Here is a 15611-nt window from a genome sequence, read left to right as displayed (position 1 = left end):
GTGTCTGTTCGCTACGCACCGGCAAATATGACAAGCTCTCGCCCCAGTCGGAACGGCCGTAAGAATGCCGACCATCGATTTATAGCCGCTAATCATAGCAAACAATCTTCGGTTGGTGACAGCCAACTTTATTCAACCATGATACCTTCCCACCGATTTCGTTAAATCCCAGCCATAAAGATCTGCAGGCCCCTCGCATGAGCAGCAATTCCGAATTTCTTTGGTACATCCCTAACGACGTCAAAGCCGGCCACCGCGGTGATTCCGCCGTCGAAAACCACAACAGCCTGGAGACGCTGACCGACCACGCGAAAGCATTGGAGGAGCACGGCTGGAAAGGCGCGCTCATCGGCACCGGCTGGGGCCGACCGGACACCTTCACCGTCGCGGCCGCGCTCGCTGCACGAACCACCACCTTCGAGCCGCTCATCGCGATCCGCCCGGGCTATTGGCGGCCGGCGAATTTCGCTTCCGCTGCGGCCACGCTGGACCACCTGAGCGGCGGTCGCGTACGAGTGAACATCGTATCGGGCCAGGACAACCTTGCTGCATACGGCGACAGCGAGGGCGATCAGGCGCATCGCTATGCCCGAACCAAGGAGTTCATGCGGCTGGTTCGCAGACTGTGGACCGAAGAGAACGTCACTTACGCCGGCGAGCACTTTCGCGTCACCGAATCTACCATAGAGCCGCGCATCCCCGTCCGCGGCGACCGTCGGCACCCCAAGCTCTATTTCGGCGGGGCCTCCGAGGCGGCCGAACGGGTGTCTGCCGCCGAGGCCGATGTCCAGCTCTTCTGGGGTGAACCTCTCGACGGCGTCCGTGAGCGTATCGAACGCCTCAAGGCGTTAAGCAGGGAATTGGACCGCAACCTCCCCCCGCTGGAATTCGGATTGAGGATCACCACGCTGGTCCGCGACACCACAGAGCAGGCCTGGGCCGACGCGGAGGCGAAGGTCGCCGAGATGGCCAAGGGCAAGGGCGCCGGCTGGAACGACCACCGGCGGGCAGTGGCGGTGGGGCAGCAGCGGCTTCTCGATTTGCACAGTCGCGGGGAGGTCCTTGACGACAACCTCTATACTGCACCGGGCAAGTTCGGCGGCGGCGGCGCGGGCACGACCTGGCTCGTTGGTTCCGCGGCAGACGTCGCCCGTTCGCTGCGCAAGTACCAGGATCTGGGCATCACGCACTTTGTGCTCTCCGATACGCCGTACCTCACCGAGATCAAGCGACAGGGCAATCAACTGCTTCCGCTGCTACGCAACTGAGGCCGGAGCCGTGCTTCGGCCAGTGCGGGGACAATCGGCAGGCCTTGAACCGTAGCCTTCCAATTTCCGGTCGATGCGCGGAGCGTCACTGGATCGGTGAAGACCCGTGCGACGGTTTTCCACAGCACGCATGTCCCGAAGCGGAACACGTGACGTAAGGGCATCAACCGGTTGCCGAATTTTGGCAGGATGCGGTTTATCAACTGGCAACCATCCATGTCGGTGTGAAACTGCCATGCGAGAGAATCATGTACCCTTCACTGGCTTCAATGAATGAAGAGGAATGAAACATGTTTCGGCAGATCGCACGTCTCGTGGATTCGATCGTAGAAAATCCGGCTATCGGTGACGATGAGCTGATCATCGCGATTGATCACCTCAACAAGACGCTTAAGGCAGCGGCAACGAGTGCGATCAACAGGCCACCTACAGATGCACTCCACGTCAAGCAGGTCCTTGAGCACGTCGCCCTACAGCGTGGGCTTCCCCTAAGCTGACGTCGGCGTCGCCCGGGCAAACACGATGTTATCGATAGGAATTGCCGCACTATCACAGAGAATGCGATAGCCCGAAAGATATTCGCATGGGCTATTAACTTTCTGTTTGGCGACTCTAGCTACGGGGTGCCCTGGGCGCTTTGCGGCGGACCGAGCAATGGCGGGCGTGTGATAGATTTCCGCGCTCGTCATTTCTGCGCGATCCACTGCCGCTTTATGGACCGCCAACAGCATCGACATCGTGTTCCCTAAGGCCGGAACTTAATCCTGCTTCCGATCATCTGTTGCGCAAGGAATATCGCTAAGGCGCGCCCTGCGAAACGGTCGTGAGCGTCTTGCCGACTATGTTTCAGTGCTCGACGCGTTGTGTCTCGTGCGCCCTCACGATGGCATCTGCTTCCTTGCCATACAACTCCTCGAAATGATCGAAGGCCTTGGAAAAATAACCAATGCCCTGCGTCGCCGAGCGCAGCGCCCGCGCCAGATCGTCGAGTGCGCTGCCCGGAACGAGCGCCCGGAAGATGTCCCATCCCTTAGCGGCTTCATCCCGGTCGAAGCCGAGAACCTGGCCCTTGAGGGCGGAGACGATCTGAACGAGGCTGCCGGAATGAACCGACGGAATGTGAATTTCGCTGCGAAAGATCGGCTGCATCAAGACGGCCGATCCTTCGGAAAGCGCCTGTCGCACTCCCATTTTCGATGCAGTCCGGAAGGCATGTTCCGAACTGTCGACGGTATGGTGCTGACCATCGAAAAGCGTGACGCCGACATCGATGACCTGGAAGCCGAGCGGCCCTTTCTCCATCGCTTCGCGCGCGCCCGCTTCGACGGCAGGGATGTAGTTGCGCGGAACGACGCCGCCCTTGACGGTTTCGCTGAAGGTGAAGCCCCGGCCGCGCTCGTTGGGACGAATGCTGAGCTTCACATCCGCAAACTGCCCGGCACCCCCGGTCTGTTTGCGGTGGCGGTAATGAACTTCAGATGGCTTCGCGATCGTCTCTCGGTAGATTGGGCTGGGCGTTCGATCGGTGACTTCGATGTGAAAGACATCGGACAGGGTTCTGCAAAGATCGCGCAGATGCACCGGCCCCTGGGCGCAGACGAGTTGGGCTCCGGTGCTTTCCTCCTGCAAGACCGTTAGGCCGCGATCCGTCTCGGAAAGTTTTGCCAGCGTTTCAGAAAGCTTGTTTTCATCGCGCTCGCTGCCCGGGACTAGGATCCTTTCAAGCATCGGCGTGGGTGGCTCCGTCCACTGAGGCGGGGCGACCACCGCGTCTGATGTCAACAGCGAAGGGACAGGCAGGTGGTCGGACTTGACCGTCGCAAACACATCCCCGGGCGCAGGCACAACCGCCGAATTGGACCGCCCGTTTGCGAGATTCTGTACGGCGCCGAGGCCGGAGCCGCCCAATGATCCGCCTTGCCGCAATCCGTCGCCAAGTGCGCGCACGAGCACCGTCTTGCCGACGTTCTGGCGATGGTAGGCATGGAAGCTCACCGCCGCCAGCTTGCTTTCATCGACAGTGCCCGCATGAGCAAGACGCTGCCGAAGAACCCCTACCGGCGGCGCCTCGTGGCGCAGCGCCTTCATCAGCCTCATCATGCCGTTGCCGTGACTTGCGGCACCGATCATGACCGGAATAATCCTGTTTTCCCTGAGGACCCGCGATGAAATGGCATAGAGCGCGTCGCTGGGCGGCTCGCGGTCCTCGATCAGTTCCTCGAGAAGCCAATCATCGAATTCGGACAGGTGCTCCAGGAGTTCGGTGCGCGCTTCGTGCTCGCGTTCGGCGGCGCTTTCGGGGATCGCGATCAGCGCCGAAGTCTGCCCCTCCCGGTAGCGCCACGCCCGTTCCGAAATCAGATCGCAACTGCCGACGATCCTATCCCCCTCGCGGATCGGGATCTGGCGAAGCAGAAGGGTGTGGTTGGCGTAGTCTTGAAGCGCTGCGATCACATCCCGTAGCCGCCCTCTCGGTTCGTCCATCCGGTTGACGAAGAGGATGCATGGCGTCTCCGAGGCCTCGATTACGCGCAAATAGGGCGCGGCGAGCACAGCCTCCTCAGGAGCCGGAGAAACACACAGGATGCAGGCGTCGCTGGCAAGAAGCGCGTGCTGTACATGCGCCAACGCTTCGTTGGGTCCTGGCGCATCCAGCGCACACCACGCTTCGTCTGCGAAGGTGAATTCTGTCAAGTTCAGTCCATAGGGGGAGCTGGATTTTCTCGGCGTCCCCTCCAAGGAGCCGAGCTTTTCAACGACCGTCGATTTTCCGGTCTGCGAAGGTCCAAGTACAGTAAAGCAACGCATCGGCATTCCTCCAACTGCCATAAGCACAATTTTCGGCCATCACAGGATGCCCTGAACCGCAGCAAGGCGCCAGAGGCACAATTTTCTTATTGATCAAAGGTTCCGCCCTTGGTCTCCGCTATTGTGGCTAAAAACCGCCTGAGCGGTTTCGAACCGCACGCTGAACATGCCCTCAGCAGGTCAGGCACGACCATCTTCGCTGTGGCAGAGTGACCGGCCAAATCTGGAAACTGATTGACGACTTGATCGCACAACGCGGCAACATGCTGCCCAAGTATCACTGAGACCAGGTCCAGCCACCAATCCCCTTGGGAGCTGCGGCAGGCTGCCGCTTGCCGTCGGTGAGCGCGTCATTCCCTTTCGGGAGCACGCGCAGTTCGCTTTCGATCGGTCACGAAGCAATTAGATCAAAAAGCGTCATATTGGTGATTGACATTGATCTGATCGGGTGAAAATCTGATTGAATTGAGCGCGACGGAAGCAGGGAGATCATTCGGTGAGCCAGGCCGGAGGGATAAAGGTCGATCGCCTCGACGCCATTCGCAGCCACCTCTATGCGAATGGATTTTCAACGATTCAGACCCTTGCCGACGCCATCGGCGCGTCGCTCGCAACGGTACGGCGGGACTTGCAGATTCTGGAGCGAGAAGGTGCGATCGACCGAGTCCATGGCGGCGCGCGCATTGCCGAGGGCTCTTCCGTAGAACTTGCGTTTCAGGAGCGGGCCAAGCGGCATCTGTCGGCCAAACGCGCAATAGCGACGGCCGCCTATGATCTGCTTGCGCCGCACACAGCGATTTTTCTCGACGCAGGCACAACCGTCCTCCAGCTTGCCCGCCTCATTCGTATCAACCCGATGCCACTTCGAATCTTCACCAACGGCCTGACGGTTGCGCAGGAATTCCTCAACATTCCGAACCTCGACGTCGTACTGCTGGGCGGACAGTTGCGTAGCGAAAATGCCTCGCTTGTAGGTCCGCAGGCCGAGGCGATGTTGGAAACAATCTGGTTCGACCAGCTCTTTCTCGGCGCCAGCGCAATCAGCCCCGATGGGGCGATCTACAGTGTGGACAGCGCAGAAGCGAGCCTGAACAAACGGATGCTCACCCGTTCGGCCCATCGGTTCGTCCTGACCGATTCCTCGAAATTCGGAACCACAGCGACCTACAAGGTCGCGCCATTGAATACCGCGAAGGTGATCACCGATGCGGGGCTGTCGCAGCGTTGGCGCGGCGAGCTCGAGAATCTCGGTGTCGAAGCGACCATCGCGGACTTGGGAGCAAGAGAATGACCGACGACCTGATCCTCGGCATCGATGGCGGCGGCAGCAAAGTGCTCGTTGCGCTTGCGGACCGGACTGGCCGAATTCTGCGGAGCTCGCGCGGCGGCGGCGTCAATCCGATGGACAATCCGAACTGGCGCCAGGAGCTGGATAAACATCTCCACCCGTTTCTGAAGGAGCGACAATTGGCGGCGGTCGCCGCCGCCCTGCCGGCTTATGGCGAAGTGGCCCGCCTTTCCGAGCTACAGCGCGAAGCGGTCACGCAGGCCTTTCCGACTGTGCGCCAAGAGGTGCTCAATGACGTCGATGCGGCCCATCTCGGCGCTTTTGCCGGCGAGCCGGGTATTTTGCTCCTTTCCGGCACGGGCTCGATGGCCTGGGCTCGCAATAAGGCCGGCGCATCCTCACGTGTCGGTGGATGGGGCGATGTGATCGGAGACGAGGGTAGCAGCCATTGGATCGGCCGAGCAGCCCTGCGGCTTATCAGCCAAAGTCTCGATGGGCGCGCTCCACCCACGGCGCTGGCGAAAGAGATATTTGACTACCTTGATATTGATAGCTCCGATCCCGTCAACGGGCTGGCGGGCTGGGTCAGCGAGCTTACCAATCGGCGCGCCGACATCGCGGCGCTTTCCATTCTCGTCGACCGCGTGGCGCGGGGCGGCGACGAAGGCGCCACCCGGCTGATTGAACAGGCAGCCGATGAACTCGCAAAACATCACCAAGCTATTGCCGGACATTGTGATCCGGGGACCGATTGGACCTATGCCGGCGGTACCTTTTCCAGCCGCCTGCTGCTTGCGGCGCTCGAACAGCGCATCGGTCGGCCGGCGATTGCACCAAGACTTCCTCCCATTGGCGGCGCCTTGCTGGCTGCGGCCCAACTTCTCGACTGGCCGATAGATGAAGGCTGGATCGGGCAAATCGCCGCCACGGCGAAAGCTGCGGCGGCATATTCAGGCGATGCAGACCTCAATAACAAGGAAAGATGGGAACATGCGTAAACTCATTTTGCCGCTGACAGTAGCCGCAGCCCTGATAGCCGCCGTTCCGGCAGCCGGCCAGGATGCAAAGCCGCTTGCCGGCCAATCGATCACAGTACTGATGCCCTCGCCGCAGGGACCGAATATCCCGGCTGACTTCGAGGCCCAAACCGGCATCCACGTCGACCTGCAGACATTATCCTGGGACGACATTCGCCCGAAGTTGGTCACCGCGTTGATCGCCGGCACAGCGCCCGCGGACGTCACGGAGTTCGACTGGTCATGGACGGGCCAGTTCAGCGCCGCCGGCTGGTATATGCCGCTCAACGACGTGATCGATGCCGACACCGTCAAGGATATCGGCGTGTCCTCGATCTTCACGGTCGACGGCAAATTACTCGGCGTTCCCTATACCAACGACTTCCGCGTCATGCTCATCAACAAAAAACATTTTGCTGATGCGGGTATCACGCAAATGCCGAAGACGCTGGACGAACTGGTGGCCGCAGCAAAGCAGATCAAGTCGAAGGGCATCTCCAACTACCCCATCGGTCTGCCGCTTTCGCCGACCGAGGGCGCCTCGACCAGCTGGTATCTGCTGACCAAGGCTTTCGGCGGTGAGCTGTTCGACAAGGATTTCAATCCGCTGTTCACCACGCCGGATTCGGCTGGCTATAAAGCCTTGGCATTCGAGCTTATGCTGCTGAAGGATGGGCTCGTCGACCCCGCTTCGACTGGCCTTAAGGATACCCAGATCAACGAGGGCATGTTCTCGCAGGGCATTACCAGCATCATGATCTCGGGGGAGCCGGGCCGGTTGGGGACGATGAACGACCCGAAGCAATCGAAGATCGCCGGTCAGGCGGGGGCGATCCTCGTGCCGACTGCAAGCGGCGAAACACGCACCTTCGGCCTGCCGGAGGCGCTTGCCATTCCCAACACCTCGCAGCACAAGGAGGCGGCGATCGCCTTCATCAAGTGGTTCACCAGCAAGGATTTCCAGAAGAAGAACTTCGTCAATGGCTTCCTGCCGACCCGCACATCGGCTCTGTCCGAGCTCAACGCGTCCGGTGACCTGCACAGCGGCGATACGCTGGTGGCGCAATCGAAGACCGTCGAGGCGCTGTTTCCGCAGGGTACGCCACCTTGGTATCCGCAATTCTCGAGCGCTGTGAACACCGCCATCAATAGTGCCGCCAAAGGCCAGATGACGGTTGACCAGGCCATGCAAAGCATCGCCGACGCGGCAAAGCAGGCGATGGCGCAATGACGGTCGTCGCCTCCGTGGGCGTCAGAAGCAGGCGTGGGGTCGGCGTCAACGCCGACACCATGCTCGGCCTGCTGCTCGTCTCCCCAATCCTCATTTGCATGGCGGCGCTCGTCTTCTACCCTGTTGCAAGAACCTTTTGGGACAGCCTGCACCGGGTCAATCCGATGCAGGCGGGCACCCCTTTCGTCGGCCTGGAAAACTACACCCGCATGTTGTCCGATGGCCAACTGGCGACGACCTGGATCAATACACTTCTCTATGTCGTCCTTGCAGTTACTGCCGAGACCGTTTTCGGGGTGCTTGCCGCTGCCCTTATCAATCAGGTCAAGGTCGGGCGGCAATGGCTGCTCGCCGCCGTCGTTTTGCCCTGGGCCCTGCCGGGCGTCGTCAATTCGGTGATCTGGCTTTGGATCTATCAACCGGGGGCCGGCCTTCTGAACGGCATCCTTTCGGCAATGGGGCTGCCGTTCGAAAACCATGTCTGGTTCAACGACCGCACCAGCGCGATCATCGCCGTCACCGTAGTACATGTCTGGCGCATGATGCCGCTCACCGTCGTCATCGTCCTTGCCGCGATGCAGAGCATTCCGACGCACCTTTACGAAGCCGCCCGCATCGATGGCGCCACACGCTTTCAGATGTTCACCTTGGTCACGCTGCCGCTGGTGCGCAGCGCCATTGCCGTTGCCATGACCAACGCGACCGTCAACGCCTTCAATCTATTTGATGAAGCCTGGGTGCTTGCCGGCACCAGTCTTGAGACGCGGCCCGTCCTCGTCCAAATCTACCTTGAGACGTTCCAAAATCTCCGCTTCTCCTACGGGATGGCGCTTTCGGTCGTGATCACGCTCGTGTCGCTGCTTGTTTCCCTCGTCTACGTCCTTCGTGTCTACCGCAACACGAGGTTCGAGTGATGAAACAAAGCCTCGGATATCATTTGTTGATCTGGACCGGCGTTGCGCTCCTATTGATCTGGTCGTTGGGCCCGATCTACTGGACGATCGCAAGCTCCGTCACGCCCACCGAGGATTTCTCGGCGCGTCCGATTAATTTCTTCCCGCAACACTTCACGCTTGATCAATTCTCCCGGCTCCTCGGCATCAATATTGCGCGCATTGGCGGCGTCGAGGTGTGGGCGCAGTTTCGCGCGGCGCTGGTCAACAGCATCGTAACGTCGACCGCTGCCACGATCCTTTGTGTCGCAATCTCCGCTCTGGGCGCCTACGCTTTCACGCGCCTGCAGTTTCCCGGTCGGCAGTTCCTCTTTGCCGCAGTAGTGGCAACGCTGGCAATTCCGGCATATGCCGTCTTGATCCCGCTTTACCGGATCATGATCAGCCTCCAGCTTGTCGATACCTATGTGGGCGTCGCGCTGATCTATGTATCAGCCTATCTGCCCCTCTCCCTCTGGCTGTTGCGGAGCGTTTTTGAGGCCTTGCCGATCTCACTGGAGGAGGCCGCCCAGCTCGACGGAGCCGGTCGCCTCTACATCTTCTTCAAAATCGTGCTGCCACTGGCGGGGCCTGGCCTGACCGCAGCGGCGATCCTGACATTTCTCGGTGCCTGGGGTCAGTATCTCGTCCCGCTCATCTTCTCGCCGCAGGCGACGAAGCCGTTGACGGTGCTGATCCCCGAATTCGTCACCAAGAACTTCATCGACTATGGGCTGATCACGGCAAGCGGAGCGATTGCCATCGTCATCCCTGCCCTGGTCGTCATTTTCCTCAACCGATACCTCGTCAGCGGACTGCTGGCAGGTTCGGTCAAATGAATCGGAGACAGTATGAATACGACGGAAAAGGTGATCTTTGAGCAATTTCCCTATTGGGAAAAAGCAATCGGTTCAACATCCGCCCCACACGACGCCGAACTGACGGTCTTCGTCGGTTGCGGAACATCCTACAATCTTGCTCTGTCACTTGCGGCATATTCCAATATGGCCGGCCGCCCGGCGATTGCGGCGCCGGGCGCCGAGTGGCTGAACCGTCCAGGCGCCTTCTGGCCGCGCTGGCGGGAGACGCATGTGGTGGCCCTCTCGCGCAGCGGCGAAACGACCGAGACAGTCGCAGCCGCCAAGGCCAGTCGCGCAGCCGGCGCCTCCGTAACCGCCGTGACGGTGGAGCCTGAGAGTTCCCTGGCGAAGAATTGCGATTTCTTGATCAAGGCTGAGACCCATCCGGACGAGGGAATCGTCATGACGGTTTCCGCGAGCCTCATGCTGCTGCTCGGCATGCAGATGATCGGACAGGAAATTCCGCACTCGATCGTCAAGTCGGCACACCGCCTCGCTGATGATCTTGATGCCGCCTTGCCCGGCGTCATCGCCAACCGGTCTCACTTCGTCTTTCTCGGCAGCGGTCCTCTCTATGGAGTGGCGCTCGAAGGCGCGCTCAAGCTCATGGAGATGAGCCAGGTCATGACGCAGGCCTTCCATCCCCTCGAATATCGCCACGGGCCAATTAGCCTCGTCGATGAAAAGACGGCCGTCGTCATGCTGTACAGCGCCGATCAAAAGGCCGCGGAAACGAAGCTGGTCGAGGAATTGAGGGAAAAGGGCGCAGTCGTCATCGGCTTCGGCGGACCGGCCGACCTTGAACTGACCGTCGACTGTGATCCCGCGCTTGTCGGTCTTTGCGTGCTACCTGGCCTGCAAATCCTTGGGGAACGTTCCGCGCAATCCAGAAAAATTGATACTGTCTCGCCCCGTCACCTAACGAAGGTTGTGAAGCTGGCATGAGCGTCTCCATCGAATGCAATCGAGACCTCTATGGAACGGGTGATCAGCATCGTGCAGCACGGTGTCGAATTATGGCAATGACAATGCGGCCATCTTTCCCGTTCGGGGCACACTAAGTCATATGCAGGGCTGCGAAACGCATTGGATGGATTATCAGCCGACAAAGGCGCTTGCAGCCCTCGTCTCGAAAGGCTTTGCCATCCTCAAGCTCAGGCCTCGGCCTGAGCTTTGCATTGCGTGAGGCGCTCTAAGGTCTCGACGCAATTACCGGCATCCTCCTTCGGTTGAGCCAGATATTCGACTGGCTACTCGTAAAGCAACAGGCACTTTTAGTCAGTCGAGCGAGACGTCGACCTGTCATTACCGAAGGACGAGCCACCATGTCCGCCGGAGCTTTTTCAATAACGATGACGGCACGTGAGCAATATCGCGTTCGCGTCTTTCGCGCCTGACGCGGGCGGGCGCAAACCCGTGCCCAATCGGCCCTTCGATCCGCCCCGTGGCAGCGTTAATTCCCGTTCCGCTCTGACCATGACAACAGACAAGCCAAGCAGATCGCGGACGAAGAGGTTATGGCAGCCCGGCCTCTCAGGCCTTTCGAAGGCGCCGCACAAAATTCAGTCAATCGATTGACTTATTTCTAAACCAGCGTAATATGGCAGCATGAGTGAGAGAAACGACACAAAATCCGAGGTCGCGCGCAGCGACATAACGCGTGAGAAACTGCTCGAAAACGCTCTCGACGTCTTTGGTCGATACGGCTTCGACGGTGCTTCGACGCGTAAAATTACAAACGCGGCCGGCGTGAACCTTCAGGCGATTCCCTATTATTTCGGCAGCAAGGAAGGGCTTTACATCGCCACGGCGGATTATCTCGCCAACATCATCGGTCAGTATATCGGCGGCATGCGGCAACGGATGGCGGAGCAAATCGCAGCGCTCGACGCAACGGGTATGCCACTCGGCGAAGCGCAGGCAAGGCTCTTCCTGAACGAGATCGTCGAGACCATGGTCGTTCTTTTCGTCAGCAAGAAATCCGAAGCCTGGGCGCGTTTCATCATTCGCGAACAGATGGAGCCCACAGCGGCCTTCGAGCGGGTCTATTCCGGTGTCATGGGGCCGATGATTGGCCTCGGGCGCCGTCTTATCGGGGCGATCATCGCCGATGATCCCGCATCGGAAAATGTGCGCCTTCGCTGCCTGTCTTTCGTTGGCAGTCTCATGGTTTTCAGAATGGCAAATGCGGCCGTGCTCGCTCAGATGGAATGGGATGCGATTGGCGAGAAGGAAATCGCCAGATTGCAGCAGCATGCGCGCAGGCTTGTCGCCGCCCTCGGGCCGGCGAAAGGAGAACTGTCGTGAATAGGATCATTCCGATTGCCGCCGTTGTCGTCATTGCCGCGGGCGCAGCCGCCTGGTGGTCTGACGCGCCGGCGAAACTCGGCTGGAAATGGCAGGAGCAAAAGGAGTTCGTGCTCTACGGCAATGTCGACATCCGCCAGGTCTCGCTTGCATTTCGCGTCAACGGCAAGCTCAGTGAGGCTCTTGTCGACGAGGGTGACGTCGTAAAACGCGGCGCGGTGCTCGCCCGCCTTGACGCGGAGCCCTATGACTATGCCGTCCGCTCGGCCGAGGCCAATGCCGCAGCATTGCGTGCCACGCTCGACAAGCTCAAGGCCGGGGCACGCCCGACGGAAATCGCACAGGCGCGCGCCTCTTATGAAGAGCAGCTTGCCGATCTGCAAAACGCCAATCTGGCTTATGACCGCGCCAAGCAGTTGCGGCCGCAGGGGAACATATCCGAAGCCAACCTGGACCAGGCGACGGCAGCGCGGGCCATGGCGGCGGCACGCGCGGATTCGGCCAATCAGGCACTGAAGTTGCTGGAAGAAGGCAGCCGCGCCGAAGATATCGCTGCGGCGGAAGCGCAGCTCAAGGCTGCCGAGGCTACGCTCGCGACCGCACGCACCTCGCTCGGCGATACGGAGCTGCGCGCCCCGAATGACGGCGTGATCCTCTCACGCGTGCACGAGCCGGGGTCGATCGTGGCCCCGACCGACCCGGTCTTCGTGCTATCGCTGACCGAGCCGGTCTGGGTGCGTGGCTATGTCGCCGAGCCGGATCTCGGCCGGATCCACCCCGGCATGAAGATCAAGGTCACGTCGGACACCAAGCCGGACGAAGCCTATGACGGCACGATCGGCTTCATCTCGCCTGTTGCCGAATTCACGCCGAAAGCCGTGGAGACGCCCGAATTGCGGACGGATCTCGTCTATCGGCTGCGTGTCACCATCGACAAGCCTGGACCTGATCTGCGCCAGGGCATGCCGGTCACACTTCACTTCCCGACGTCGCAGGTGGCAGAAAAATGAGCGGCGTGGTCGACAGAGGCGGCAGCGACGACCTTGTCCGGCTTCAAGGGGTCACGAAACAGTTTGACGCCGCAAAGCCGGCGCTTGACGCCATCACCGGTGCGGTTCACGGCGGCGAGATAACCGGCCTCGTCGGCCCGGATGGCGCGGGCAAGACGACGCTCATCCGCTTGATGACGGGGCTCATGCTGCCGGAAAGCGGAACCGTGCGGGTTCTCGGCTTCGACACGCGCAATGATGCCGCGGCGATTCAAGCGGGGATCGGCTATATGCCACAGCGCTTCGGCCTCTACGAAGATCTGTCGGTTCAGGAAAATCTTAATCTCTATGCCGACCTGCGCGGGCTGCCCAGGCATGAAAGGGCCGCGACTTTCGACGAGTTGCTTACCTTTACCGATCTCAAGCGTTTCACCGGCCGCCTCGCCGGCAAGCTTTCCGGCGGCATGAAGCAGAAGCTCGGCCTTGCCTGCGCACTTCTTAAGAAACCGAAGCTGCTACTGCTTGACGAGCCCGGTGTCGGCGTCGATCCCATTTCGCGGCGCGATCTCTGGAAGATGGTGGAAAACCTGACGGAGGAAGGCATCGGCGTGGTGTGGTCGACCGCCTATCTTGACGAAGCCGAGGCCTGCGACCGTGTGTTTCTGCTTAGCGAAGGCAAGCTGCTTTTTGCCGGCGAGCCGAAGGATCTGACCGAACGCGTCGCCGGCCGCGTCTTTCGGATCAGCGGGATTGCGGGCAGGCGCCGCCAGATGCTGACGAAACTTCTCGATGAAGACGGCGTGGTCGACGGCGTCATTCAGGGAGAGGCGATCAGGCTTGTTACGGTCAAAGACAGGGAAAGCCGGTTTTCGGCGGCAGGTGATGCCGAAGTCACGGCTGCAGAGCCTCGTTTCGAGGACGCGTTCATCGACATGCTGGGCGGCGGACCGGGCGGACGCTCGCAACTGGCCGAGACGCAGCGGAGCTTTACCGTCGAAGGCGAGAAACCGGTGATCGAGGCGCGCGCCCTGACTAAGCGCTTCGGCGATTTCACCGCGGCCGACAACATCACCTTCGACATCCCGCGCGGACAGATCTTCGGACTGCTTGGCCCGAATGGCGCCGGCAAATCCACGACGTTCAAGATGCTCTGCGGCCTGTTGAAGCCGACAAACGGCGAAGGCCGGATTGCGGGTTTCGACCTGCGTCGCGACACCGCCGAGGCACGCAATCGTCTCGGCTACATGGCGCAGAAATTCTCGCTCTACGGCGACCTCAGCGTTTCCCAGAACCTGCAATTCTTCGCCGGCGTCTACGGTCTGCGCGGCGCGCACAAGCGTGAGCGTGTCGACCTGATGACATCGATCTTCGATTTTCGTTCCCGGCTGTCCATGTCGGCGAAGGACCTGCCGCTCGGCCTGAAACAGAGGCTCGCGCTTGCCTGCGCGGTGATGCACGAGCCGGAGGTGCTTTTCCTCGACGAGCCGACGTCCGGCGTGGACCCGATTACACGCCGCGAATTCTGGACCCATATCAATGCGCTCGTCGAAAAGGGCGTCACAGTCCTCGTCACTACGCATTTTATGGACGAGGCCGAATATTGCGATCGCATTTCGTTGATCTACCGCGGACGCTCGATCGCGCTGGGTTCGCCTGACGAATTGAAGGCCGGGGTTGCCAATGCGGAAAACCCCGATCCGACCATGGAAGATGCCTTCATCGCCCTCGTCCAGGCGTCGGAAGAGAGGATGGCGGCATGATGTCCCCTTCCCCGGCTGCAACCGCTTCGTCGCGGCGCGAGCGCGTCCGCCGCTTCACCGCGTTGGTGCGCAAGGAGAGCTTCCAGGTCATGCGTGATCCGAGCAGCATCCTCATCGCCTTCGTGCTTCCGATCATCCTGCTCTTCCTGTTCGGCTATGGCGTTTCGCTCGATACCAAATTGACGCGTGTCGGCCTGGTCATGGAGGAGACGACGCCGCTTACCGGCGATCTCGCAGCCAGCTTCAGGGCATCCCGCTATTTTTCGGTCGTCAGCGGTCGCGACCGCCGGCAGTTCGAGGAGGAGCTGGTCCTGTCGCGTATCCGCGGCATCATCGTCATACCGGCGGACTTCACGACGAACTATATGGCGGGCAATCGCCCGCAGCTTCAGGTCATCGTCGACGGCTCGGATCCCAACACCGCCAACTTCGTGCAGAACTATGCCCAGGGCGCGGTCACCAACTGGCAGCTACAGCGGCAGGCGGAAATGATGGGAGGCGGCCCGGCTATCACCGTCGAACAACGCTTCTGGTTCAACCCGGAGCTTACCAGCCGTTCCTTCCTCGTGCCCGGTTCCATTGCGATCGTCATGACGCTGGTGGGGACATTGCTGACATCGCTGGTGGTCGCGCGCGAATGGGAACGCGGCACCATGGAGGCGATGATGGCAACGCCGGTCACGGCGGCCGAGCTGCTTGCCGGCAAGCTGTTGCCCTATTTCCTGCTTGGCTTGACCTCGATGACACTCTGCGTCCTGCTCGCCGTCTTCCTCTTCGGCGTACCGTTCCGGGGCTCTGTCTTGGCGCTCTACGCCCTGTCGGCGGTTTTCCTGATGCCGGCTCTTGGCCAGGGCCTGTTGATCTCGGCCGTGACCAAGAACCAGTTTCTCGCCTCGCAGCTTGCATTGATTTCAGCGTTCCTGCCGGCCTTCCTGCTGTCGGGTTTTCTCTTCGAGATCAACTCGATGCCGACGGTCATCCAGTGGATCACCTTCATCGTACCGGCCCGGTATCTTATTCCGAGCCTGCAGACGGTCTTTCTTGCCGGTGATATCTGGCCGATGTTCCTGCAAGCGATCGCCATCATGTTTGCCATCGGCTGCATCTTCTTCCTGCTCGCCGCGCGCAGCACAAAAAAAAGGATCGCCTAAG

General features: G+C 60.4%; 13 protein-coding genes and 1 pseudogene. 13 read left to right on the top strand and 1 reads right to left on the bottom strand.

Going from position 1 to position 15611, the window contains the following annotated elements:
• Positions 1-197 precede the first annotated feature (197 nt).
• Together FHT86_RS15040 and FHT86_RS15035 are read left to right on the top strand one after the other, a co-directional pair.
• Complete coding sequence (locus tag FHT86_RS15040) at positions 198-1268, top strand: LLM class flavin-dependent oxidoreductase (protein WP_133707596.1); 1071 nt, start codon at positions 198-200, stop codon at positions 1266-1268.
• Positions 1269-1558: 290 nt separating this feature from the next.
• Positions 1559-1765 carry a hypothetical protein gene (locus tag FHT86_RS15035; protein WP_133707595.1) on the top strand — a complete coding sequence of 69 codons (207 nt, stop codon included), beginning with the start codon at positions 1559-1561 and terminating at the stop codon, positions 1763-1765.
• A gap of 349 nt (positions 1766-2114) precedes the next feature.
• Here FHT86_RS15035 and FHT86_RS15030 read toward each other — a convergent pair whose 3' ends face one another.
• Positions 2115-4076: an elongation factor G gene (locus FHT86_RS15030; protein WP_133707594.1), complete on the bottom strand. Its 1962-nt coding sequence runs from the start codon at positions 4074-4076 to the stop codon at positions 2115-2117.
• A gap of 496 nt (positions 4077-4572) precedes the next feature.
• Here FHT86_RS15030 and FHT86_RS15025 point away from each other — a divergent pair, with 496 nt between their 5' ends.
• The 11 genes and pseudogenes from FHT86_RS15025 to FHT86_RS14980 all read left to right on the top strand — a co-directional run bounded on the left by FHT86_RS15025 (position 4573) and on the right by FHT86_RS14980 (position 15610).
• Complete coding sequence (locus tag FHT86_RS15025) at positions 4573-5367, top strand: DeoR/GlpR family DNA-binding transcription regulator (RefSeq protein WP_133707593.1); 795 nt, start codon at positions 4573-4575, stop codon at positions 5365-5367.
• Positions 5364-6362, top strand: coding sequence for an N-acetylglucosamine kinase (locus FHT86_RS15020; RefSeq protein WP_133707592.1), 999 nt, complete (start codon positions 5364-5366; stop codon positions 6360-6362). Before FHT86_RS15025 ends, FHT86_RS15020 begins: the two co-directional genes overlap by 4 nt.
• Positions 6355-7611, top strand: coding sequence for an ABC transporter substrate-binding protein (locus FHT86_RS15015; protein WP_133707591.1), 1257 nt, complete (start codon positions 6355-6357; stop codon positions 7609-7611). Before FHT86_RS15020 ends, FHT86_RS15015 begins: the two co-directional genes overlap by 8 nt.
• Positions 7608-8525 (top strand): carbohydrate ABC transporter permease, encoded by a 918-nt coding sequence (locus tag FHT86_RS15010; protein ID WP_133707590.1) that lies wholly within the window; start codon positions 7608-7610, stop codon positions 8523-8525. The genes FHT86_RS15015 and FHT86_RS15010 overlap by 4 nt, the downstream gene beginning before the upstream one ends.
• Before the next feature lie 23 nt (positions 8526-8548).
• The gene (locus FHT86_RS15005) at positions 8549-9382 is read left to right on the top strand and encodes a carbohydrate ABC transporter permease (RefSeq protein WP_409527597.1); all 834 of its coding nucleotides are present in this window, start codon (positions 8549-8551) and stop codon (positions 9380-9382) included.
• A gap of 12 nt (positions 9383-9394) precedes the next feature.
• A complete protein-coding gene (locus FHT86_RS15000) occupies positions 9395-10348 on the top strand; it encodes an SIS domain-containing protein (protein WP_133707588.1) in 954 nt (317 codons plus the stop codon).
• Positions 10349-10487: 139 nt separating this feature from the next.
• Positions 10488-10596, top strand: a pseudogene (locus FHT86_RS38895) (class II D-tagatose-bisphosphate aldolase non-catalytic subunit); the annotation flags it as partial.
• 415 nt (positions 10597-11011) lie between these two features.
• Positions 11012-11710 (top strand): CerR family C-terminal domain-containing protein, encoded by a 699-nt coding sequence (locus FHT86_RS14995; protein WP_133707587.1) that lies wholly within the window; start codon positions 11012-11014, stop codon positions 11708-11710.
• Positions 11707-12720: a secretion protein HlyD gene (gene hlyD / locus FHT86_RS14990; RefSeq protein ID WP_133707586.1), complete on the top strand. Its 1014-nt coding sequence runs from the start codon at positions 11707-11709 to the stop codon at positions 12718-12720. Before FHT86_RS14995 ends, hlyD begins: the two co-directional genes overlap by 4 nt.
• The gene (locus FHT86_RS14985) at positions 12717-14459 is read left to right on the top strand and encodes an ATP-binding cassette domain-containing protein (protein WP_133707585.1); all 1743 of its coding nucleotides are present in this window, start codon (positions 12717-12719) and stop codon (positions 14457-14459) included. Before hlyD ends, FHT86_RS14985 begins: the two co-directional genes overlap by 4 nt.
• A complete protein-coding gene (locus FHT86_RS14980; protein WP_133707878.1) occupies positions 14459-15610 on the top strand; it encodes an ABC transporter permease in 1152 nt (383 codons plus the stop codon). The genes FHT86_RS14985 and FHT86_RS14980 overlap by 1 nt, the downstream gene beginning before the upstream one ends.
• Position 15611: the final 1 nt, after the last annotated feature.

Source organism: Rhizobium sp. BK313 (assembly GCF_014193655.1).
In the GTDB taxonomy this organism is placed as follows: domain Bacteria; phylum Pseudomonadota; class Alphaproteobacteria; order Rhizobiales; family Rhizobiaceae; genus Rhizobium.
Note: the sequence above shows the minus strand (reverse complement) of the source record. Positions and strands in the feature narration are given on the sequence as shown.